This window comes from Streptomyces sp. NPDC025273, assembly GCF_040638585.1.
Lineage (GTDB): Bacteria > Actinomycetota > Actinomycetes > Streptomycetales > Streptomycetaceae > Streptomyces > Streptomyces cinereorectus.
This window is the reverse complement of sequence record NZ_JBEZYP010000010.1, coordinates 64,235-84,795: the sequence shown is the minus strand read 5'-3', so window position 1 is coordinate 84,795 and position 20,561 is coordinate 64,235. Positions and strand designations below refer to the sequence as shown.

The following is a 20,561-nucleotide window of genomic DNA, read 5'->3' as shown; positions in this document are numbered from 1 at the left end:
TACCGCGCGCTGCCGACCCGCCGGAGCGAAACGGCGGCTTGGGCGGCGCACGTGCAGGACGACCGGACGTCAGCAACAGGGCGGCGCACGGCGCTGAGTGAGACTGACCTGACGCGGCAGCGCCGCCGGGGGAGCGGCGGCGCTGCCGGAAGCGGGTGGAGCCTGTGGGCTACGGAAGCCCGTGGACGTGCGGTCCCACCGCGTTCGACCAGGCGTTGCCCGCCGTGGCGTCCCAGTTCGTCGACCAGGTCATCGCGCCCCGCAGGTCCGGGTACGTCCTGGACGGCTTGAACGAGCCGCAGCCGGTGCCCTTCGTCAGGCAGTCCAGGGCCGCGTTCACCACGGACGGGGAGACATAGCCGCTGCCCGCGCCGCGCGTGGACGCGGGGACACCGAGTCCGACCTGGGACGGGGCGAGGCCGCCCTCCAGCTGGATGCAGGCGAGCGCGGTCAGGAAGTCCACCGAGCCCTGCGAGTAGACCTTGCCGTCGCATCCCAGCATCGAGCCGCTGTTGTAGTACTGCATGTTGACGACGGTCAGGATGTCCTTGATGTTGAGCGCCGTCCTGAAGTACTCGCCGGACGTCGACTGCATGTCGATGGTCTGCGGCGCCATCGTGATGACCAGGCCGGAGCCCACCTTCCCCGACAGGGAGCGCAGCGCCTTCGTCATGTACGTGGAGTTGAGGCCGTTCTCGAGGTCGATGTCCACCCCGTTGAAGCCGTACTCCCGGATGAGCGCGTACAGCGAGTCGGCGAACGCGGTCGCGGAGGCGTCGTTGTTGACCGCGACGGTGCCCTTCTCGCCGCCGACGGAGATGATGACGTTCTTCCCGGCGGCCTGCTTGGCCTTGATGTCGGCCTTGAACTGGTCGACGGTGTAGCCGTTCAGGCCCGCCGAGTCCAGGTTGAAGGTGACGGCACCGGGCGTGGCCGTGGCGTCGGCGAAGGAGACGGCGATGATGTCGTAGTGCGCGGGCACCTCGCCGAGCTTCTGGACGGCCGCGCCGTTGTCGAAGTTCTGCCAGTAGCCGGTCACCGCGTGCTTGGGCACGGAGGGCCCGGGGCCGGGGACGCCGGCCTTGGCCGTACGGCCGCTGACCACCGCGGACCTGACCGATTCACCGGCCGCGTTGGTGGCGCTCACGGAGAACTGGTACGCCGTGTCGGCGGCCAGCCCGGTGACCGTCGCGGACGTGCCGGTGGAGGTGGCCGCCTTCGTGCCGCCCTGGTAGACGGTGTAGCCGGTGGCCCCGGAGACCGCGTTCCAGGACAGGGCCACGGAGGAGGACGTCGTCGTGCCCACGGTCAGGCCGGCGGGGGTGCCGGGGATCGTGGGTTCCGGGTCCGTACCGCCGCCACCGTCGGGGCCGGTCACCTGGACGTCGTCCGCGAAGTAGGGCGCCTGGCCGTACCAGCCGTGGGTGTAGACGGTCACGGAGGTGGTGGAGGGGCCGGTGGTGAAGCTGGTCCTCAGCTGCGTCCAGCTTCCGGAGCCGGGCGTCCAGGTGGACACGTCCGTCGTGCCCGTGCCGCTCGCGCCGAGGTAGGCGTACCCGCCCTGCACCCAGGAGCTGAGCGTGTAGGTGGAGCCGGGCTTCACGGCCACGGTCTGGATGCACTTGGCGTTGTCCTGGCCGGCCGGGGCGGCCCTGAGGGCGGAGGTGCCGCCGTGCACGGGGGAGGAGACGGTGGCGCCGCTGCCGCCGGAACAGGTCCAGTTGGCGAGGCCGGACTCGAATCCGGCGTTCTTGGCGACGTTGACGTCGGCCGCCGACGCGTTGCCGGCGAGTCCGGTGAGGGTCAGGGCCCCGGCGACGGCCACGGCGACGGCTCCGCCGAGGACGGGCCGTGAACGGCCTCTTCTGTGTCTGCTGGCTGCGGAGCGTTCCACGTGCTGCCTCCGGTGGGGGAGTTGGGGGTGCCGGCGGGAACGGTGGCCACCGTTGGCCGATAAACTGGTCCAGACCAATCAACTTGTCAAGACCTCTGGCGGAGTGGATGCGTACGGAGGGTCCCGAACAGGGGGTCGAGCCGCTGCGTGAACGGCCCTTGTGGGTCGTTCGGGATGCACTCGCGCGGGTGAGACACCGGGGCGGCCCGGACGGTGACGGAGCGGATTTCCGTACGGGAAGGAAAACTGCCGGGATGCCTTCTGACGTGCGCGGACGAATTCCCGCGGAGCTGAACCTCGCGGTGACCGGTAACCCTTCGCAGTGGTGCAGGAGTTGACCATCTTGTTTTGGCCCCCTTTCGCGAAGGGGATGATGCGAACGTGTGTGCCGACTGTTGTCGTACTGCACTCCGCCATCTGTTCTCTGCCTGGTAGGACGTGGCTAAAGTGCTGGGGAAGAAGCTCGGAGCAGGAGCGATTGCGGCCGGAGTCACCACGACGACGGCCGGAGCCGAACGGGGAAGAGCGTGCCGACCGCAATAGCAGTGACCAGCGCCGATCTCGTGCTGCCGCCGACCGATCAGCAGACACCGACCGCGGCCTTGCTGCAGGCACCCGAAGCCCAGACCCTTGAACTCGCGATCGGCGACATGCATCTGCTCCTGGAGCAGCACGGCTATGTGGTCGCCGTCTACCCGACGGGGATCAGCCCTGCCCACGAGCGCCGGCTGCACGCCATCCGCTCGGTGCTGGAGAGCGACCGCATCGCCCTGCTCAAGGTGGATCTGCCGCCGCTGGGCGTGGCGGTACTGGTCCGGCAGCTTCGCCAGTTGTCCATCTGCGACTTCAGCCCCGGAGTGGTGGCGTCGGCCGCCCGGCTGCTCGCCCACTACATCCACGCCGGCGCCCTGCTGAACTCGGTGGCCAGGCTGGACCGGGTGCCCGTCAGCCTCAAGACGCACGCCAAGTCCTGGGTACCGGGCTCCCAGTTCGCCGTACTCGCGGGACCTCACCCGCGGCTCGTCAAGGTCGGCCCCACCACCGAAGCCCTGCCGGGGCCGGATTTCGGCACGCACCTGCTGATCGCCAAGGGCCAGCTGACCTCCGACTGGGTGCAGCAGACCCTGGCACCCGCGTGGAACGTCCAGGCCATCCAGGAGTGCCCCCTGCCGTCCGGCTCCCCGCGATGGTGGGGCACGGGGAAGATGGTGGAATTCGCCTCCTACCTTCCGGACATCTCGGTGATCTACCAACTCGTCGCCTCCGTGAGGCGGGAGAACTGCCACTGGTGCGGAATGGAGCTCATCGGGGACCGCTGCGGATTCTGCTCGTCGCCGCTCGGCCCGTCCGAGAACCGAATGCACGCCACAGGTGTCCTGAACCATGGAACGCCCGCTCCACCGGGCGCTTAGCGACCGCACACCCCCACAGACACCGCGCATCTCTCTCCGTCCGCTGCCCCACGCATCCGAATCGAACGAGGTTGTCCGGCCAATGAACTCCCGCCAGCGCCGCGGCGTGATACTCCTGCTCCTGTCGGTCCTGTGTGCCTTCGGTGCCTTCGCCGGTGTGCTCTCGGTGATCAGCGACGTCAACTCGAAGGTCGGTCCGGAGGTCACGGCGTACCAGGTCAAGTCCAACGTGGCGCCCTACACCGCTCTGTCCAGCAAGCAGTTCGAGAAGATCAAGATGCCCAGGCGCTGGCTCTCGTCCAACGCGGTGACCGACGTCTCCGAGGTCAACGGCAAGATCGCGGTCACGGAGCTGCGCGAGGGTTCACTGCTGCAGTCCGACATGATGCAGAAGCGCCCCGCGCTGCGGCCGGGGGAGCAGGAGATCGCCATCATGATCGACGCCGCGACGGGCGTCGCGGGCAAGATCACCCCCGGTGCGACGGTCAACATCTACGCCACCTTCGCCGGGGAGAACGACGGGGAGCCGGCCCAGTCCAAGGTCATCGTCTCCAACGCCAGGGTGCTGGACGTGGGCAGGCTGACGCCCCTGGACCCGAGCAACGACAACAAGCCCGGGCAGGCCACCGAGGCGGTGCCGATCACCTTCGCGCTGAACACGCTCGACACCCAGCGCATCGCCTACGCCGAGTCGTTCGCGCAGCACGTACGCCTCGCGCTCATCGCCTCGGGCAGCGACGGCACGATCCGTCCGGGCGACCGGACCTACACGCTCGACAAGGACAAGTGAGGATGGGATGACCACCAGGATCCTCCCGGCCGTCGGTGACGCAGACGCGGCCAGGTCCGTCACCACCCTGCTCAGCCAGCTCCCCGACGCGGAGCCGGCGGCTCCGGTCGGTGACTCGACGCAGCTCATCGACATGCTCGCCCGTCTCGCGGGCGAGTCCCTCGACGAGCTGCCCGAGGTCGTACTGGTCCATGAGCGGATCGGCCCGGTGCCGGCCCTGGAGCTGGTCCGGGAGGTCTCCCTGCGCTTCCCCGCCGTCGGGGTCGTGCTCATCACGGTGGACGCCAGTCCGGGCCTGTACTCCGCGGCCATGGACTCCGGCGCACGCGGACTGGTCACCCTCCCGCTCAGCTACGAGGAACTGGCCAACCGGGTGCAGGCGGCGGCCCAGTGGTCCGTCGGCGTGCGCCGCCACCTCGGCGCCGGCGGCGACGTCTTCACCGGCCCCGGCGGCACCGTCGTCACCGTCACCGGGGCGAAGGGCGGGGTGGGCGCGACCGTGGCGGCCGTACAGCTGGCCCTGGCCGCCCAGGCGTCCGGCCACACCGTGGCGCTGGTCGACCTCGACCTGCAGAACGGGGACATCGCCTCGTACCTCGATGTCCAGTTCCGGCGCTCCATCGTCGACCTCGCCGCGATCACCGACATCTCCCCCCGCGTCCTGTCCGACGCCGTCTACTCGCACTCCACCGGGATGGCCCTGCTGCTGGCACCCGGTGAGGGCGAGCGCGGCGAGGAGGTCAGCGACCGCTCGGCCCGCCAGATCGTCAGCGCCCTGCGCTCACGGTACGACGTCGTGGTGATCGACTGCGGCAGCCAGATGCAGGGCGCCAACGCGGCTGCCATCGAGATGGCCGACATCGCGCTGCTGGTGACGACGCCGGACGTGGTCGCCGTGCGCGGGGCCAAGCGCATCGTACGGATGTGGGACCGCCTCCAGATCCGCAAGGCGGAGGAGACGGTCACGCTCGTCAACCGCTTCAACCGCAACACCGAGATCCAGCCGCCGCTGATCCAGAAGATCACCGGTACCCGGATGGCGGGCACGGCCGTTCCCGCGAACTTCAAGGAGCTGCAGGGCGCCGTCGACGCGGGACGGATGCACGAACTCGACGCGAAGAGCACCGTCAAGCAGGCGCTCTGGGCCCTGGCCGGTGAGCTGGGACTGCTGAAGGCCACCGCGGGCTCCGAAGGCGGAGGAAGGTTCCGGAACGACCGGGGCTCGCTCGGGCGTCCGCGCCGACGGCGCGACGGCGACGCCCGGGGCCGCGGAACGACCGAGGGGGCACGCTGACCGATGGCCATCACCGATACGAGAAGCCCGGGGACACGCGAGGGGCGGGAGCGCCCGCGCCCGTCGGAGCGCCACCGCGTCCGGCTCCGGCTGCGCCCCTCCCGGCCGGACCGCGGCCAGACCGCGATCGAGTTCGTGGGCGTCACCCCGCTCATCATCCTGCTGCTGGTCGCGCTCTGGCAGTGCGCGCTGATCGGCTACACCTTCAGCCTCGCCGGCAACGCCGCCGACGTGGGCGCCCGGGCCGGCACGGGCGCGGAGTGGAACCGGGGTGAGGCGTGTTCGCAGGCCGCCACGAAGGACCTGCCGGACGCCTGGTCCTCGGCGGCGGACGTGCACTGCTCGACGGACCCCGGGCTCTACCGGGCCGAGGTCCGCCTCAAGGTCCCCGTCCTCGTGCCGGGCGTCCTCGACTTCCCCATGACCGTCACCGGCGACGCCGCCGCCGTGAAGGAGGGCTGAGACATGACACGGACACGCACCGCACGCCGCGACCGCGGCCAGGTCGCCATCGAGTACATGGGCTTCATCCCGCTCCTGCTCATCGTCGGCCTCTGCGCCGTCCAGCTGGGCGTCGCGGCGTACGCGGCCAACCAGGCCGGGACCGCCGCCCGCGCGGCAGCCCGCACGGCCGGCCACGACAGGCCGGAGACGGACCCGGCGGCGGCGGGCCGCGGGGCCATCAGCGACTGGCTCGCCGACGAGTCCACGTTCACCCCGAGCTGGGGCGACGACGCGGTGACGTACACGGCCAGGGTCAAGGTCCCCTCCGTCATCCCGGGGATGGAGAACGCCTTCGGCTGGGCCGAGCGCAGTTCCACGATGCCCCGGGACTGACCGCGAGCAGGGCAACGGCACGGCACCACCGGCACGTCTGACCGAGGAGTCTGGGACATGAGCCTGCGGGCACGCATCACCGCCCCCGAGGAGCACACCGGGGGGCGGGAGGACGGCCATCTGGTCGCCACCTACCGGGCCAAGCTGCTCGAGGAGATCGACCTCGCGGAGATGTCCTCGCTGGCCGCCGCCGACCGGCGGGCGCGGCTGGAACGCGTGCTCGGCCACATCATCAGCCGCGAGGGGCCGGTCCTCTCGACCGTCGAACGCTCGCAGCTGATCCGCCGGGTCGTCGACGAGGCCCTCGGCCTCGGCATCCTGGAACCCCTGCTGGAGGACGCCTCCATCACCGAGATCATGGTGAACGGGCCGGACCAGATCTTCGTCGAGCGCAGCGGCAAGGTCGAACAGCTCCCGATGCGCTTCGGCTCGCACGAACAGCTCATGCAGACGATCGAGCGCATCGTCTCCACCGTCAACCGCCGCGTGGACGAGGCGAATCCTATGGTCGACGCCCGTCTGCCCAGCGGCGAGCGCGTCAACGTGATCATCCCACCGCTGTCGCTGACCGGGGCGACGCTCACCATCCGGCGCTTCCCCCGGGCGTTCACGCTCCAGGAGATGATCGGCTTCGGCTCGCTGGACGAGCAGATGCTGATCCTGCTCTCCGGCCTGGTCCAGGCCAAGCTCAACGTGATCGTCTCCGGGGCCACCGGCACCGGAAAGACGACCCTGCTCAACGCGCTCTCGGGGCTGATCCCGGACCACGAACGCATCGTCACCATCGAGGACTCCGCGGAGCTCCAGCTCCAGCAGAACCACGTGATCCGCCTGGAGTCCCGTCCGGCGAACGTCGAGGGAAAGGGCCAGATCACCATCCGTGACCTGGTCCGCAACTCCCTGCGCATGCGGCCCGACCGGATCGTCGTCGGTGAGGTCCGAGGCGGCGAATCACTCGACATGCTCCAGGCCATGTCCACCGGTCACGACGGCTCACTGGCCACGGTGCACGCCAACAGTGCCGAGGACGCGCTGATGCGCCTGCAGACCCTGGCCTCGATGTCCGAGATCAAGATCCCGTTCGAGGCGCTGCACGACCAGATCAACAGTGCCGTCGACGTCATCGTCCAGCTCACCCGGTTCGCCGACGGCGGCCGCAAGGTCACCGAGATCGCGGTCCTCGACTCGCACGGCCGGGACAACTACCGCATCGTGAGCGTCGCCCGCTTCAACCCGCAGCCGATGGCGGCCGACGGGCGGATCTACGGACAGTTCCAGTATCTCCCCCTCCCGCGAAAGATCGCCGAACGCCTCTACATGGCCAGCCAGCCCATCCCGCAGGCCTTCGGGGTCGCCTCGTCCGACGAACAGCTCGCCACCCGAGAGGCCAAGTAGGTACCGCGCCATGAACAATCTCCCTCTGCTCACGATCGGCGTCACGCTGCTGTGCTGTGTGCTCGGTGTCATGGGCCTGCACGCGTACTCCGGCGGCAAGGCCGACCGCGAAGCCCTCGTCGACCGGCTCTCGCACACCGGACAGATTCCCGTGGCCGGCCGCCACCGCCGGTTCCAGGGGGTCGACCGAAAGCTGCGCACCACCGGGGTGGGCCGGAAGATCGAGCTCAAACTCGCCGCCACGGGGCTCGACATCACCCCGGGCGAGTTCTTCGTCTACGCACTCGTGGCCATGGCCGCGCTCTGGATGACGGCCTCCTCCCTGCTCGCCAGCTTCTTCGGTCCGGTCGCCGCCCTCATCGGCCTCTGGGGCACCAACGCGTTCCTGGAATGGCAGCGGACCAAGCGCACCGACCGCTTCATCAACCAGCTCCCCGAGCTCTCCCGCATCCTGGCCAACGCCACCCAGGCCGGCCTCGCCCTGCGCACCGCGATCGGCATGGCGGCGGAGGAGCTCGAGAACCCGGCAGGTGAGGAGCTGGCCCGGGTCGCCCGCCGGCTCTCCGTCGGGGAGTCCCTCGACGACGCCCTCAGCGAGCTGACCGAACGGCTCCCCTCGCGCGAACTCGTCGTCCTGGTGACCACCCTCGTCCTGTCCAACCGCGCCGGCGGTACGGTCGTCAGCTCGCTGCGCAACCTCACCCAGACACTGGAGGAGCGCAAGGAGACCCGGCGCGAGGTCAAGACCCAGCTCTCGCAGGTGACGGTGACGGCCTACGCGGTACCGGGCTTCGGCCTCGGCGCGATGCTGCTGATGAACGCCGTGATGCCCGGCGCACTCGACCGCATGACCGGTGCCCTCATCGGCCAGGGCGCGGTCATCGTCGCCCTCGTCCTCTACGCGATCGGATTCGTCGTGATCCGCCGCCTGTCCCGTATCGACGTCTGAGAGGGAGGCAACGGACATGGATCTCCTGCTCGCACTCGTCTTCGGCCTCGCGGTGTACGGAGCCATCGCCGGCATCCGGATGTACCGCGCCGACGCCAAACTGCCCGGGGACCTCGCCATCGCGCTGGAGGTCGGCTCCAGCCGCACCAGCGCCGTCGGATCCGTCATCGACCGGATGGGCATGCGCTGGGCGCCGATGGTGCTCCGGATGATGGGCCCCAAGGCCGTGAACAGGAAGCGCCGCCAGATCGACATGGCGGGCAACCCCGGCGGACTCACCATCGACCGGTACGCCGCCCGCCGCGCCGTGTACGGCGCTCTCGGGTTCTTCGGAGCCTTCTCCACCGTCGTCAGGGGACAGGTCTTCGTCTCGCTCCTCCTGATCGCCTTCGGCCTGTTCTGGGTCGAGGTCGGCATCTGGTCCGCGATCCGGGCCCGCAAGGAACACATCGAGCGGACCCTGCCCGACTTCCTCGACGTCCTCGCCGTCGTCGTCTCGGCCGGCCTCGGATTCCGCCAGGCGCTGGAGCGCGTCGCCGAGAAGTACGAAGGCCCGTGGGCCGACGAACTACGCATCACCCTGCGCCAGATGGACATGGGCGTGAGCCGCCGCCAGGCCTTCGAGGAACTGCGCAGGCGCAACGACTCGGAACAGGTGGCGATGTTCGTGACGACGCTCCAGCAGGGTGAGGAGCTCGGTGCGCCCATCGTCGAGACCCTGATCCAGATCGCCAACGACATGCGGCGCACCGACGCCCAGAACGCCCGCCGCAAGGCGGCCAAGGCGGTGCCGAAGGCGACCTTCGCGGTCACGTCGTTCCTGCTGCCCGGAACCCTCGTCCTCCTGACCGTCGGGTTCGTCTACGGAGCCGATGTCGACTTCGGCTTCCTCTCGGGCTGATGGCCTGCGTGACGGACGGGAGATGGGGATGATGGGCATGACAAGCAGGGGAGGTGACGGGGGAGATGTCGTTCCAGCTGGGCAGCGCGCACACGGGGCTGACCGGTGAGGTGCGTCAGGCGATGGCGAACCCCGGGACCCGACCGGCGTTCGCCCTCCAGCTGAACGCCCTGCAGGCCATGTGCCGCCAGGTCTTCGGATTCCGCCTCGCGATGATCGCCATCGCCACTCCGTTCGCGATCGACCGCACCGCACCCGGCCTCGCCACCTGGCTGATCGGCTCGGCCGTCCTGGTGACCTTCATGGGCTCCTACGTCCTCTTCCGGGACTGGGAGCGCTTCGGCCCGCTCTTCCTGCGCCACCCGTGGCTGCTCGGTGTCGACGCGCTCTTCGGTGCCCTGCTCCTGGTCACCGCGACCCCGGAATCCACCCTCGCCTACGTCACCGTCTGCACCCCGCTCCTGGCGGGACTCGTCTACGGCTGGCGGGGCGCGGCCGTCTTCGCCGCGCTCCAGGCGCTGATCATCTCCGGCGTGTACGCCACCGATGTCGAGCTGGAGGCGAGCGACGCCACCTCGCTCCTCCTCCCCGGATTCTGCGTGATCGCCGGCGCGATGGGAGTCACGCTGCGCAACCTGCTCCTCCGCTTCGGGACGGCCAGCCAGGCACTGACCGAGACCCGGGCCCGGCTCGCGGTGAACGAAGCGGTGGAGGGCGAGCGCACCCGGCTCGCCCGGGAGATGCACGACTCGGTCGCCAAGACCCTGCACGGCCTCGCCCTGGCCGCCGACGGTCTCGCCGCCTCCTCGGACCGCATGGACCCGCTCACCGTGAAACACCAGGCGGAACTGGTCGCCCGGTCCGCGCGACGGGCCGCCGCGGAATCACGCGAACTGCTCTCCGACCTGCGCCGGGACTCCGGACTCGACGGCGGCGTCGACGTGATCGCTGAACTCAGGTCCCGCGCCGAGGACTTCACCCGCCGCCACGGCCTGACCGCGACCTTCCGGCTGCTCAGCGACACCCCCGTACCGCCGGTGCCGCAGGTCGTTGCCCGCCAACTGCTCACCGTGGCCTCCGAGGCGATGGAGAACGCTCACCGGCACGCCCACCCCACCTATCTCGTCGTACTCGCGGGCGTGAAGGGCGACGTCCTCCGCATCACGGTGTACGACGACGGACGCGGACTGCCCACAGGCACGACGCTCGACGACCTGAGACGGGCGGGCCACTTCGGGCTCGTCGGCATGGTCGAACGGGCGGCATCGATCGGCGCCCGCATCCGCATCGGCAAGGGGAAGGCGGCGAAGGGCACCGAGGTACGCCTCGAACTGCCACTGGCGGCCCTCGCCACCGCCCCCGCCCCGGAAGCCACCGCTCTCCCCGACGGCAACGGCCCTCACGAGGCGGCCCCGCACTGAACCCACTCGCCCTGAACCACTCGCCCTGAACCGCTCCGAACTGAACGGCTCCGCACCACCACAGTCCCGTAGACACAGAGATCCTGAGAGGAGGTCGCAGAATGCCGGACGATGTCTCCCGCGCGTCGGGCCAGAACTGGGCGGCACAGAACCACGCCTCCCAACACACGTCCTCGCACGCCGGCCCGTTCTCCTCGGAGCCCGGCTCCACCGGGTTCCCCGTCCCCCAGCAGCCCGCGGCATCCGAGGCGATGCCCCCCTTCCCCGCGCCCCGCGACACCCCCGGCCCGCTCCGGGTCGTCGTCGCCGACGACAACCCCGTGGTCCGGGCCGGTCTGGGCGTCCTGCTGCACGGCCGTGAGGACATCGACGTCGTCGCCGAGGCCGCGGACGGCCGCCAGGCCTACGAGATGGCCGTCCTGCACCGCCCCGACGTCGTCCTGCTCGACGTCCGCATGCCGGGCGTGGACGGCATCTCCGCCCTCCCGCATCTGGTGCGGGTGGCCCCGGTGATGATGCTGACGTACAGCCGCGAGAGCGAGATCGTCCACGAGGCGCTGCGCCTGGGAGCCGGGGGATACCTGGTGCACGGCGAGTTCACCGCCGACCAGCTGGTCCAGGCGGTGCGCGACACGAAGAGCGGCAGGGCCCACTTCACGGCCACCGCTGCGAACGCCCTGCTCGCCCACATGCGCCAGGGCTCCGCCCCGCAGGGCGACCCCCTCCCGGACGGCCTGGGAGCGGCCCTCACACCTGGGCCTCCGTACGGTGCGCCGGGCGCCTCCGCCTCCTGGAACCGGGACGCGTCACAGGGCGGTGCGCCTGCACATGGCCCCACTCCGCAAACGCCCCCACCTGCGACGCGACCGGACCCGTTCGCGCAGGGTCTTTCGCATCTGCAACCACCTGTGGCACAGTCATCTGAAGCGAGCGGCCCGGTCCGGCCAGCCAACTCGACCCAGCACAACCTGAGTTCACGGGAGGTGGAGATCATGGAGCTGATCGCGTCCGGTATGAGCAACCAGCAGATCGCCGCCACCTGCTTCATCAGCGAGAAGACGGTCAAGAACCACATCAACCGGATCTTCACCAAGCTGCACAGCTGCAGCCGCAGCGAGGCGATCGCCAGGTGGCTGGGCACGGCACCCGGCGGCGCGACCGGTCTGGGGGGCAGGTAGCCATGGCTCCCGGGGGAACGCGCCGACGGGCGGAAACGGCCGGTACACCTGGGGCCCAGAGCCGGGGACGCCGGACCCAACTGACGTATTGGGCCCGGCTTTGGGCCCTGGGGCCCTCTGGCGGGACACGTGTTCCGACGTACATTTCTCATGTCGCCAACGGCACCGGCCGGGAGGAAGCCGGTAACGGGAGCGACGACCGAGAAACGTGCGTGTCGGCCGGCAGTCGGTCGGCCGAACCTGGAGGGGAACACCATGTCGAACATCACCCTGAAGACCGCCGTCCGCGTCAACGGCTGGGCCGGCACCGCGGTCAGCGCCATCCAGAAGCGCTACGAGGCGAAGGACCGGGGCCAGACGGCGTTCGAGTACCTGGGCATCATCCTGGTGGTCGTGGCGATCATCGGCGGCATGGTGGCCTCGGGCATCGGTGGCGCGATCACGACCCGCATCACGGGCCTGGTGAACTCCATCACGGCGAAGTGATCGAGCGCAGACGCAGCGACGCAGGGCAGGCCTTCCCCATCTACATCGTGATGGTGGCGGGTCTGCTCTTCCTCGCGTTCGCCTTCTTTGCAGTCGGTAAGGCTTCGGCTACGCGTAACGGTGCTCAGGGCGCCGCTGACGCGGCTGCCCTCGCCGCAGCGCAGCAGGCCCGTGACGAGATTGGCCCGGCGTTCCTCGGGGCGCTCCTGCTGCCCGGTGGTCTGAACGAATTCTTCGGCGATCACTACATCAGCGGTGAGCCGTGCAATCAGGCCCAGCGCTTCGCCGCAGAGAATCGTGCCGACCTGGTCAACGGATGTGACTGGGAGTCCGGCTTCCAGCGTGACGAAGTCACCGTCAAGGTCAAGACCCGCGACACGGTGGGTGACACGGTGATTCCTGGTACCGAGACGACGCACGCCACAGCCACGGCGACCGCCGTGATCGAGTTCCGGTGCAGCTGGAAGCCTGCGGAAAAGCCCGACGAGGAAACGAACCCGCAGCCGGACGAAGACAAGGACGAGGACGAAAAGGAAGAGACTCCGGGCCCGATCACCTTCGACTGTGACGGCCGGAATCAATTCGAGATCGATCCTCTTCGTCCTGATCTGTGGGCCGAGCTGGGCAAGACCCTCTTCGCCGTGCACCTGATCGACGACTGACAGCGAACGACGAGTAAAGGAATCAGAACCCATGAGCATTCGGCGCACCACTAGGTACCGAAAGGTAGTGGCGGTGGTCTCGATGACGGCAGCGATGGCCTTCGCCGTCTCAGGCTGCGGCGGTGACGACGGCAGTACGACGAAACAGTCCGGCTCGTCCACCTCCTCCAAGCCTGCCGACGGGGACGAGGGGTCGAAGCCGGACACGGCAGCCGGAGACCAGGCTGACCCGAATGCGAAGCTTGCCGAGGTCAAGGGCAGGGATGGGTTCTTGCTTGTGGTGAACGAGGTGAAGAGGGACTCCGGCGGGTTCATCACGGTCAGCGGCGAAATCAAGAACACGGGTGAGATCGCGCTCAATGCCTCCGGAATGGAAGGCGCTGAAAGCGCATTGGTTGCGGCCAATCCCAACTCGGTAGCAGGAGCTACGTTGGTCGACAAGGTCGGCAAGAAGCGGTACTACGTACTCAGGGATACTGATAACCGCTGCCTCTGCACGACTAGCATGCTGTCGATCTCGCCGGGCGGGGCAAACCCCATCTTCATGCAGTTCCCCGCAACGCCGGCGACATCGAACGAAGTGGACTTCACATTGCCTGGATTTGCCACCACTTCGCTGAAGATCTCCGGGTGATGCCCGACATGACCTGTCTTCGAAGGCGGACGGGGGCAACCCGGCTGGCAGGCACAGTGCTTGCCGTCTCCCTGCTCTCGGCAAGTGTGACTGTCATGGGTGTCGGGTCGGCGCAGGCTGACGACGGCCCCAGCGTGCCGCCCGGCACCGAAGCCTCTGCTGAGCCGCCGGTCAAGACCGACGGCAACGATCCTGACCTGAAGATGGTCGAGGGCGGAACCCTCGCCCCGGGCAAGGTCCTCGACATCATCCAGGTTGTCGAGGACCTGGGCGGCGAGGAGCGCCGCGAGGACACCAACGCGGACATCAAGTTCGCGCTCCAGGCGGAGGTGCTCTTCGGCAAGGACAGCGCCAAGCTGAGCTCCGAGGCCAACTCCCGCATCCTCGCCATCGCAGCCGAGATCGAGAAGCAGAACGCGACGAAGGTCCGTGTCTTCGGCTTCACCGACAACCTCGGTTCGTCGGCGCACGGAGACGTGCTGTCCAAGCGGCGCGCCGAAGCGGTGAACAGCGTGCTGTCCCAGGAGCTCGACTCGTCGATCACGTTCGAGATCCGCGGATACGGCGAGCAGTACCCGATCGCCGACAACAGCACGGAAGAGGGCCGGAAGAAGAACCGGCGCGTGGAGGTTTCCTTCCCGCGCACGACGAACTGACGCCTGATGGAGGGGGCCGGTCACAACGCTGTTGTGACCGGTCCTCTCGCGCATTCCGCCTACAACAGGTGATCGGCCTTGCCGGCCTTGATGTCACGGATCATCTGCTGAAGGGCTTCGCGGGTGTCGGTAAGGAAGTGGTCCTCGGTTCCGGCCAGGGCTATGTAGCTGTTGCCCTGGGTGTCCGTTCCGAGCTGGTAGCAGCTGGCTCCTTCACCGCAGAATGGATCTTCCCAGGTGACGTCCGGCATGGTGACCCCCTCAGAGGTTGCGTGCGACGGTGGAAATGAAATCCCGTGAACTGGCGGGTGACAGAGCGATCCGCTCCATCCAGTCCAGGTGTGCACGGTACTTCGCCAACTGGACTTCGCCGTCCAGGAATTCCGGCCCGTGGGCACTGTCCACCTGCACGGTGTCCAGCTCCGGTACGGGGCCCTCGCAGTAGTTGACCGTCTGACCCGCCCCGGGGAAGGCTCCCGCTTCGAACGGGATGATGCGCAACGTGATGTGGTCCCGCTCGGACACCGTAAGGAGGTGCTGCAACTGCTGACGTGCGACCTTCCGGCCGCCGAACTGCATGCGAAGGGCCGCTTCATGGACGACCCCGACGTACTCCTGCGGCTTTGTGCCGTCAAGCATCTGCTGCCGTTCCATGCGGTGCGCCAGCCGTAGGGCTACTTCGTGCTCCGAGAGGGCCGGGACCACCACGCGGAAGACCGCGAGGGCGTGATCGCTCGTCTGGAGAACTCCGGGAATGTGCACGGAGTGCGCCGTGCGCATCCGCCATGCGTGGGCCTCGATTTCCGAGATGTCGAGGAGTCCTGCGGGAAGCGAGTCGCGATAGCGGTTCCACCAGCCGCGCTGAGCGGGAGCGGCCATGTTGATCAGGGCGGCGACGTACGTGTCGTTCGAGCAGCGGCAAGCACGTGCCAGGGTTTGCACCCGTTCCTGGCTGATGGCCCGCAGGCCCTGCTCTATGTTCGAGAGCCTGGATCGGTCCACGCCGAGAAGTCGAGCTGCGGTCTCGGCGGACACGCCAGCTGCCGTGCGCATCCTCCGGACTTCCCTCCCCAGCCGCCTCTGCCGTTCGGTAGGGGATGTGCGCTCTGCCATGTCAGTCCTTCCGTGGCGCTCCCTGGTGAAGTCTGCCGTGCGGACAGCGCGTTGATACCCGTAAGGGTTCAAATCAGTAAGGTCGGGTGGCCAATATGACCCCTGGCACGCTACTTTCGGTGATGCACCGCTCACGCTCCGATGGGCAAGAAGTGCATCACGCGAGCCTGCCCGTGCCCTCCTGCCCTGGGAGGGGCAGGCCTGCGTCAGGGAGACAGGCCACTGCCCATCGGATAGGACGCGAGCCCTTGTGCGCTCCGACGCGAAAGAAGTGATCCCACCCGACAGCCGCCCGTACAAGGGGAGTCACCCATGTCTTCGTATCCGCGCACCGTCCTGTGTCCCGTCGCCGAGACGGCCGCGCCCGGCTCCGGCCTGCCCAGGGTGGCCGTCAGTCTGACGTTGCCCGGGGCCCATCGCAGCTCCGCCATCGCGCGAGGTGCGGTGACGGCCGCGCTCCGGGCGCACGGGCTGACTGCCTACCTCTGGCCCGCCGTGTTCGTCGCGGCCGAACTCGTGGCCGTCACGGTCTCCCTCACGCCGGGCCGCGACCTCTACCTGTCACTCCGGCACCGCGACGACGTCCTGCGCCTCCTCGTCTGGGACCAGCACCCCCACCACCCGGCCCCGGCCGCCGAAGCCCCGTGCGAGGGGCGCCGTCGCCGGGCCCTCTGGCTGGTTGCGGCAGTGGTGGACGACTGGGGCGGGGAGTGGGGCACCTGCGCGGCGCCCCCACCGCAGCGCGGAACCAAGTCCTGGGTGACGCTGCCCCGTTGACCTCGCGGCCGGGGGAGCCGGCGGCCGGCACCAACCCGCATCGAATGGGAGGGGGTACTTGCACGGCGGGGGCCGGACGGCCCGTCGTGGAAGTGTAGGAAGTCCTCCCGAACCTGCTGGGAGCGGGGTCAACGGGGCGGGGGCAGGGTTGCCAGGGCTTCGCGGGTCTGGGCGAGGAGGCGGTCGGGCCGGTGGAAGACCTCCTGGGCGGTGAAGCGCAGCACCTGACGGACCTCGGGGCAGGACTGGAGGTCGTTGAAGCGGTGCAGGTCACGGGTGTGGGCCTCACGAGTGCCGTGGAAGGCGTACCCCTCCACCTCGACCACGAGGCCGTGGGCCCTGAAGAAGAAGTCGGGGCGGAGGGTGCGGCCCGACCTTGTGCGCAGGGCCGCCTGCGTCTCCGGGTGCAGGCCGGCGTCGTGCAGGTGGAGGCGGGCCACGCTCTCCGCCGGGGAACCTCACAGGGCGTCGGTGAGGGGCAGCCAGCTGCGGGCGCGCACCGCCCCGTGCCGGTGCCTGGCCAGCTCGGTGCGGAGAGCGGAGGCCTGCAGGAGTGGTGGGCGCCGGACGCCTCGGACCGTGCGGGTGGCCAGAGCCGAGTCCGCGGCGGCGACGGCCTCGTCGCGGGGGAGGCACCGTATGAGGTCGCCGACCGTCCGGACGGCCGACGTGGTGCACAGCCCGCGGCGTACCGTCCGGTCGGCCGCGGTGAGGGCGAGGTGATGGACCCGGGTGCCGGGGCGGCGGCGGTTCGGGCCCGGGCGGGGGTCCGTGAACTCGGTCGCGTGACGGGTGTGGGCGGGGCCCAGGACCTCGATCAGGTGGAGGGCCGCGGCGGTGCGGTGGCTGCACACCAGGTGCGGCTGGAGGGTTTGCACGACCCACGCGTGGGTCAGCCAGTCCACCAGCCGCCCCGGAGCGGCCCAGGCGCCGCGGTGGATCTGCTGCCAGCCGCCGGTCCGTAGCCGCCGGTACAGCAGCTGCTCCGGCCAGCCCGCCTCCCGTGCCCTGGCGGTGAGGAGTACACCGCCGGGTGCGAGGGCCGCCAGCTCCCGTAACTCACGTTCCAGACGCTGGGTGCGCGTCTCTTGCGGACAAGGACAAGGACAAGGACAAGGACGGGGATCGGCACGTGAACGGGGGTCGGGGTCGGCACGCGGGCGGGGCTCGGAACGCGGACGCGGGCGGGGCGGATTCCCTTCGTGGCTCATGGAACAACGATCGGTGAATCGGACGAATCCCGCACGGGGCTGTGGATAAGTGGGGCTGGACCGTCCGCGCGCGGACGAGCCAGCCCCACTCATCCACACGCTCACGCGCCGTTCGGCCTGCCCGGCACCAGGATCTCCGGCGCCTTGCCCTGGCCGTACTTCTCCACCCAGCGGGCCTCGTCCGCCCCGTTTCCCATACGGATGCCGAAGGTCCACGCCGGGTCGAGGAAGAGGGTGTGCCCGCCCTCGAAGTCGAGGGCGAGGGCGATCGTCTCCCCGGCGTCCCCCTCGTACCCGCGCAGCGCGGTGCAGCTCAGCTCGTCCCGTCCGTCGCCGAACAGCTGCTCACCGCACGAGGCCAGGACCACCTCGTCCTCCGCCTCGGCGAGCAGCTCGACATCCTCCCAGCCGGCCGACGGGACCGCGCGGGCGGACACATGGCCGAACTGCCCCTCGGAGGCGAACCGCACGAGCCCCTGATCCAGCCGCAGCCAGAGGACCAGTGGCTGCGGGCGGAACTCGGGAAGATCGTCGTCCCGGTCGATCCACCCCGGTACGAGGACGTCCCGGACCCGGTTCCCCGCGAGGATCTCGGCGACCTGCCGCGCCACGCTGCTCATCGGTCAGCCCTTCTTCGTCGGCACCTTCTTGGTGATCTCGATGCTCGTGTCCATGCCCTCGCCGGACTTGAGGGCGGTCCAGAAGTCACCGTTCTCCCTCAGGACGATCGTCACACCCTTGCCACGATAGATCAGCCCCTCCGGCTCGCCCTTCTTCAGCGTGCCCTTGCCGACGAGTTCGAACGTGCCGTCCTTGATCGCGTTCGCGATGTCCTCCCGGAACCGCGGGCCGTCTTCCTTCAGCTTCTTGTACTTCGTGCCGAGCGCGTCCTCGACGAGCTTCTTGTGGCGCAGGAAGTGGTCCTTGAACTTCTTGGGGTCCCCCTCGCCGACGTCCGGCTTCCTCGCCGCCTCGACCTCGTCGCCCGACATGTCGCAGTCGTTGTTGTGCACCAGGGCGTTGGCCGCGCCCACACCGACGAAGTAGGTGTGCACTCCTTCGACCGCGAGGTCATGCGTGATCTGCCGCTGTACGTAGTGGCGGGCCGCGAGGACCCGCAGGCTGCCGCCGAGGTCCGTACGGAGTCGCGCACCGGGCCGGATGTCGCCCGCGTCCGCCCAGCGCCGCTCGTCGGCGAGCCAGAAGGGGTGGGAGTCCGTGGCCGTGACGACTGCCGTACCGGACGGGGTCCGTACCGTCAGCCGGGTGAACTCCTTGTCGTCGTACGTCGTGAACGTCCGCGTGACCGGTCGTCCCCCCGACGCCCCGGTGCCCGGATCGGAAGCCTCCACCCGCATCCCGGTGCGCACGGTCTCGATGGGAACGCGGCGCCCGTCGGCGAGCAGGACGAGGGTGCCCGGCAGGAAGCTGTGCCTGACGGGGCAGTTCGCCGGCTTGTCGTCCGGCTTCTTGTCGTCGGGCTTCTTCCGGTCGGGGTCGTACTTCTTCCTGGCGTCGTCCAGCGCCTTCTGGGCGTCCGCCACCTTCTTGCGGTTCTTGATCAGGCCGGTGAGGCTGTCGTACAGGTCGTCGCCGTGCTTCTTGAGCTTCTTGACGAGCTCGGCGGCCTTCTTCCACTTCCACGGCGCCCCGTACTTCGCGGCCAGTTTGCCGACCGCGCCGCCGACCAGACTCAGCAGTACGTTGATGAGCGTTTCCGTGCAGGCGCCCATGTCGCCCTCGGTGATGCAGTCGAGCGCGTCGGTGATCCCGAGCTCTTCGGCGAGGATCTTCGCCAGCTCCTTGGCCGCCTCGACCGCCTTGTCCTGGTCCGCCTTCTCGGCGGCCTGCGCGTCCTGAAGGTCCTTCAGGGCCTTCTCGTACGCGATCTGCTCGGGCGACTTCGGCGCTCCGGGGTCGTTCGCCGGCTGGTTCGCAGGGGTGCCGTCCGCGGTTCCGCCGGCCTCGTTCCCGCTGCCACCGCAGCCGCCCCCGCCGATGCACGACACCTGCGCGCCGATCTTCTCGGCCAGCTCCGCGCCGATACCGGTGCCAACCAGGGCACCCACGACGGCGACCACCACGAGCACGAGCCCCAGGTACTCCATGGCCGACTGGCCCCGGTCACGCCGGTCGCGCCTGCGGAGTCCGAGCAGGCGCGCATCGGTCCGCGGTGTGCGAGCACGCAGCAATCGGCGGCCCTTTCGGCGTACATCCCCCAGAACAGACATGAACGTCACGCTAGGCGGGAGCGGGCCTCCCGTCATGAGCCCCCGGGCCCAACACCGGGCCCAACCCGGACACCGGCACCGGACACCGGCACCGGGCACCTGGCTTGACGGCCGTGGCGAGAGGTCTACTTCACGGTGATCGACCCGACGAACGCGTCGAGGTCCGCCGGACCGAGCGTGCCCTTCACCGCGTTGATACGGATGGCGAACGGCACGTCCGAGGAGTCGACGCCGGCCACCAGGACCCCCGTCATCCGGGTCCCCTTCTCCGGGGTGCTCTCCTCCCCCGTCGAGGTGAACTCGTAGTCGATCCTGCGGGCATCCCGGGCGCTCTCCTCGCCCGCGAGGCGTACGTCCGTCGTGTCCTTGCGGGTCGTACCGAGGCCGATGCCCGCCCCCGCCGCCGCGGCCGCCTCCCCCGCGTCGCTGACACCGGTCGCGAAGTCGAGCTGGACCGAGACCATGCCGGTCCGCAGCCCGCCCTCCTCCTTGAGGGCGACGGCGGCGTTGGCCTCGCTGCGCTCGGCGGCCGGCTGCGGGGCGTACCCCTGGTCCTCGGGATAGCCGACGGACACACTCTTCGTGTCGAGCGTGCCCCAGCCGTCCGGGACCGCCGCGGCCTCGTACCCGCCGCAGCCGGTGAGCAGGGTCAGACCGAGTGCGGCGGTGACCGCCGCGCCGAGCGCCCGGGACTTCTTCAACGTCATCGCCTCTTCGTGG

General features: G+C 69.4%; 23 protein-coding genes. 15 read left to right on the top strand and 8 right to left on the bottom strand.

The genetic code is table 11. The annotated features are described in order from the left end of the window. Window positions 1-169 precede the first annotated feature (169 nt). Complete coding sequence (locus AB0F38_RS18320) at window positions 170-1,894, bottom strand: glycoside hydrolase family 18 protein (RefSeq protein ID WP_361893855.1); 1,725 nt, start codon at window positions 1,892-1,894, stop codon at window positions 170-172. Window positions 1,895-2,421: 527 nt separating this feature from the next. On the opposite strand from AB0F38_RS18320, the gene AB0F38_RS18315 reads away from it, so the two are divergent. From AB0F38_RS18315 to AB0F38_RS18250, 14 genes are all read left to right on the top strand, one after another. After that, window positions 2,422-3,306 carry a hypothetical protein gene (locus tag AB0F38_RS18315; RefSeq protein ID WP_361893852.1) on the top strand — a complete coding sequence of 295 codons (885 nt, stop codon included), beginning with the start codon at window positions 2,422-2,424 and terminating at the stop codon, window positions 3,304-3,306. Between the two features lie 82 nt (window positions 3,307-3,388). Continuing rightward, window positions 3,389-4,096 carry a Flp pilus assembly protein CpaB gene (gene cpaB / locus AB0F38_RS18310; protein ID WP_361893849.1) on the top strand — a complete coding sequence of 236 codons (708 nt, stop codon included), beginning with the start codon at window positions 3,389-3,391 and terminating at the stop codon, window positions 4,094-4,096. Window positions 4,097-4,103: 7 nt separating this feature from the next. Continuing rightward, window positions 4,104-5,390, top strand: a complete 1,287-nt coding sequence (locus AB0F38_RS18305; RefSeq protein WP_361893846.1) for an AAA family ATPase — start codon at window positions 4,104-4,106, stop codon at window positions 5,388-5,390. 3 nt (window positions 5,391-5,393) lie between these two features. Then, a complete protein-coding gene (locus AB0F38_RS18300; protein ID WP_361893844.1) occupies window positions 5,394-5,852 on the top strand; it encodes a TadE family protein in 459 nt (152 codons plus the stop codon). Between the two features lie 3 nt (window positions 5,853-5,855). Further along, window positions 5,856-6,227 carry a TadE/TadG family type IV pilus assembly protein gene (locus AB0F38_RS18295; RefSeq protein WP_361893841.1) on the top strand — a complete coding sequence of 124 codons (372 nt, stop codon included), beginning with the start codon at window positions 5,856-5,858 and terminating at the stop codon, window positions 6,225-6,227. A 57-nt stretch (window positions 6,228-6,284) separates the two neighbouring features. Next, window positions 6,285-7,622, top strand: a complete 1,338-nt coding sequence (locus AB0F38_RS18290) for a CpaF family protein (RefSeq protein WP_361893838.1) — start codon at window positions 6,285-6,287, stop codon at window positions 7,620-7,622. 10 nt (window positions 7,623-7,632) lie between these two features. Then, a complete protein-coding gene (locus AB0F38_RS18285; protein WP_361893835.1) occupies window positions 7,633-8,571 on the top strand; it encodes a type II secretion system F family protein in 939 nt (312 codons plus the stop codon). 16 nt (window positions 8,572-8,587) lie between these two features. Continuing rightward, the gene (locus AB0F38_RS18280) at window positions 8,588-9,472 is read left to right on the top strand and encodes a DUF5936 domain-containing protein (RefSeq protein WP_361893832.1); all 885 of its coding nucleotides are present in this window, start codon (window positions 8,588-8,590) and stop codon (window positions 9,470-9,472) included. A 65-nt stretch (window positions 9,473-9,537) separates the two neighbouring features. Beyond that, complete coding sequence (locus tag AB0F38_RS18275; protein WP_361893829.1) at window positions 9,538-10,893, top strand: histidine kinase; 1,356 nt, start codon at window positions 9,538-9,540, stop codon at window positions 10,891-10,893. A 101-nt stretch (window positions 10,894-10,994) separates the two neighbouring features. Next, window positions 10,995-12,071, top strand: coding sequence for a response regulator transcription factor (locus AB0F38_RS18270; RefSeq protein WP_361893826.1), 1,077 nt, complete (start codon window positions 10,995-10,997; stop codon window positions 12,069-12,071). A 255-nt stretch (window positions 12,072-12,326) separates the two neighbouring features. Next, window positions 12,327-12,557 carry a hypothetical protein gene (locus tag AB0F38_RS18265; RefSeq protein ID WP_361893824.1) on the top strand — a complete coding sequence of 77 codons (231 nt, stop codon included), beginning with the start codon at window positions 12,327-12,329 and terminating at the stop codon, window positions 12,555-12,557. Continuing rightward, complete coding sequence (locus AB0F38_RS18260) at window positions 12,554-13,219, top strand: pilus assembly protein TadG-related protein (protein WP_361893821.1); 666 nt, start codon at window positions 12,554-12,556, stop codon at window positions 13,217-13,219. The genes AB0F38_RS18265 and AB0F38_RS18260 overlap by 4 nt, the downstream gene beginning before the upstream one ends. Before the next feature lie 31 nt (window positions 13,220-13,250). Beyond that, window positions 13,251-13,853: a hypothetical protein gene (locus tag AB0F38_RS18255; RefSeq protein WP_361893818.1), complete on the top strand. Its 603-nt coding sequence runs from the start codon at window positions 13,251-13,253 to the stop codon at window positions 13,851-13,853. A gap of 95 nt (window positions 13,854-13,948) precedes the next feature. Next, the gene (locus AB0F38_RS18250; protein ID WP_361893815.1) at window positions 13,949-14,509 is read left to right on the top strand and encodes an OmpA family protein; all 561 of its coding nucleotides are present in this window, start codon (window positions 13,949-13,951) and stop codon (window positions 14,507-14,509) included. 59 nt (window positions 14,510-14,568) lie between these two features. Here the strand turns inward: AB0F38_RS18250 and AB0F38_RS18245 are convergent, their stop codons facing one another. Then, the gene (locus tag AB0F38_RS18245; protein WP_361893812.1) at window positions 14,569-14,760 is read right to left on the bottom strand and encodes a hypothetical protein; all 192 of its coding nucleotides are present in this window, start codon (window positions 14,758-14,760) and stop codon (window positions 14,569-14,571) included. A gap of 10 nt (window positions 14,761-14,770) precedes the next feature. Further along, window positions 14,771-15,622 carry a helix-turn-helix transcriptional regulator gene (locus AB0F38_RS18240; RefSeq protein WP_361893809.1) on the bottom strand — a complete coding sequence of 284 codons (852 nt, stop codon included), beginning with the start codon at window positions 15,620-15,622 and terminating at the stop codon, window positions 14,771-14,773. Window positions 15,623-15,934: 312 nt separating this feature from the next. Between AB0F38_RS18240 and AB0F38_RS18235 the strand changes: the two genes are divergently transcribed. Continuing rightward, window positions 15,935-16,399, top strand: a complete 465-nt coding sequence (locus tag AB0F38_RS18235) for an ATP-binding protein (RefSeq protein ID WP_361893806.1) — start codon at window positions 15,935-15,937, stop codon at window positions 16,397-16,399. Between the two features lie 128 nt (window positions 16,400-16,527). On the opposite strand, the gene AB0F38_RS18230 is transcribed toward AB0F38_RS18235, so the two are convergent. The 5 genes from AB0F38_RS18230 to AB0F38_RS18210 form a co-directional block, all read right to left on the bottom strand. Then, window positions 16,528-16,839, bottom strand: a complete 312-nt coding sequence (locus AB0F38_RS18230) for a hypothetical protein (RefSeq protein ID WP_361893803.1) — start codon at window positions 16,837-16,839, stop codon at window positions 16,528-16,530. An 18-nt stretch (window positions 16,840-16,857) separates the two neighbouring features. After that, entirely contained in the window at window positions 16,858-17,610 is a 753-nt protein-coding gene (locus AB0F38_RS18225) for a hypothetical protein (protein WP_361893801.1), read from the bottom strand. Between the two features lie 101 nt (window positions 17,611-17,711). Then, window positions 17,712-18,230: a hypothetical protein gene (locus AB0F38_RS18220; RefSeq protein WP_361893798.1), complete on the bottom strand. Its 519-nt coding sequence runs from the start codon at window positions 18,228-18,230 to the stop codon at window positions 17,712-17,714. Window positions 18,231-18,233: 3 nt separating this feature from the next. Continuing rightward, complete coding sequence (locus tag AB0F38_RS18215) at window positions 18,234-19,841, bottom strand: Hint domain-containing protein (RefSeq protein WP_361893797.1); 1,608 nt, start codon at window positions 19,839-19,841, stop codon at window positions 18,234-18,236. 125 nt (window positions 19,842-19,966) lie between these two features. Further along, window positions 19,967-20,548 carry a hypothetical protein gene (locus tag AB0F38_RS18210; RefSeq protein WP_361893795.1) on the bottom strand — a complete coding sequence of 194 codons (582 nt, stop codon included), beginning with the start codon at window positions 20,546-20,548 and terminating at the stop codon, window positions 19,967-19,969. Window positions 20,549-20,561: the final 13 nt, after the last annotated feature.

Excerpts from the sequence above, each read along its gene's own strand:
- AB0F38_RS18300 (WP_361893844.1), top strand. The coding sequence starts at position 5,394 with ATGGCCATCACCGATACGAGAAGCCCGGGGACACGCGAGGGGCGGGAG.
- AB0F38_RS18270 (WP_361893826.1), top strand. The coding sequence starts at position 10,995 with ATGCCGGACGATGTCTCCCGCGCGTCGGGCCAGAACTGGGCGGCACAG.
- AB0F38_RS18305 (WP_361893846.1), top strand. The coding sequence starts at position 4,104 with ATGACCACCAGGATCCTCCCGGCCGTCGGTGACGCAGACGCGGCCAGG.
- AB0F38_RS18210 (WP_361893795.1), bottom strand. The coding sequence starts at position 20,548 with ATGACGTTGAAGAAGTCCCGGGCGCTCGGCGCGGCGGTCACCGCCGCA.
- AB0F38_RS18285 (WP_361893835.1), top strand. The coding sequence starts at position 7,633 with ATGAACAATCTCCCTCTGCTCACGATCGGCGTCACGCTGCTGTGCTGT.
- AB0F38_RS18250 (WP_361893815.1), top strand. The coding sequence starts at position 13,949 with ATGGGTGTCGGGTCGGCGCAGGCTGACGACGGCCCCAGCGTGCCGCCC.
- AB0F38_RS18255 (WP_361893818.1), top strand. The coding sequence starts at position 13,251 with ATGAGCATTCGGCGCACCACTAGGTACCGAAAGGTAGTGGCGGTGGTC.
- AB0F38_RS18280 (WP_361893832.1), top strand. The coding sequence starts at position 8,588 with ATGGATCTCCTGCTCGCACTCGTCTTCGGCCTCGCGGTGTACGGAGCC.
- AB0F38_RS18235 (WP_361893806.1), top strand. The coding sequence starts at position 15,935 with ATGTCTTCGTATCCGCGCACCGTCCTGTGTCCCGTCGCCGAGACGGCC.
- AB0F38_RS18290 (WP_361893838.1), top strand. The coding sequence starts at position 6,285 with ATGAGCCTGCGGGCACGCATCACCGCCCCCGAGGAGCACACCGGGGGG.
- AB0F38_RS18295 (WP_361893841.1), top strand. The coding sequence starts at position 5,856 with ATGACACGGACACGCACCGCACGCCGCGACCGCGGCCAGGTCGCCATC.
- AB0F38_RS18225 (WP_361893801.1), bottom strand. The coding sequence starts at position 17,610 with ATGAGCCACGAAGGGAATCCGCCCCGCCCGCGTCCGCGTTCCGAGCCC.
- cpaB (WP_361893849.1), top strand. The coding sequence starts at position 3,389 with ATGAACTCCCGCCAGCGCCGCGGCGTGATACTCCTGCTCCTGTCGGTC.
- AB0F38_RS18220 (WP_361893798.1), bottom strand. The coding sequence starts at position 18,230 with ATGAGCAGCGTGGCGCGGCAGGTCGCCGAGATCCTCGCGGGGAACCGG.
- AB0F38_RS18215 (WP_361893797.1), bottom strand. The coding sequence starts at position 19,841 with ATGTCTGTTCTGGGGGATGTACGCCGAAAGGGCCGCCGATTGCTGCGT.
- AB0F38_RS18240 (WP_361893809.1), bottom strand. The coding sequence starts at position 15,622 with ATGGCAGAGCGCACATCCCCTACCGAACGGCAGAGGCGGCTGGGGAGG.
- AB0F38_RS18275 (WP_361893829.1), top strand. The coding sequence starts at position 9,538 with ATGTCGTTCCAGCTGGGCAGCGCGCACACGGGGCTGACCGGTGAGGTG.
- AB0F38_RS18265 (WP_361893824.1), top strand. The coding sequence starts at position 12,327 with ATGTCGAACATCACCCTGAAGACCGCCGTCCGCGTCAACGGCTGGGCC.
- AB0F38_RS18245 (WP_361893812.1), bottom strand. The coding sequence starts at position 14,760 with ATGCCGGACGTCACCTGGGAAGATCCATTCTGCGGTGAAGGAGCCAGC.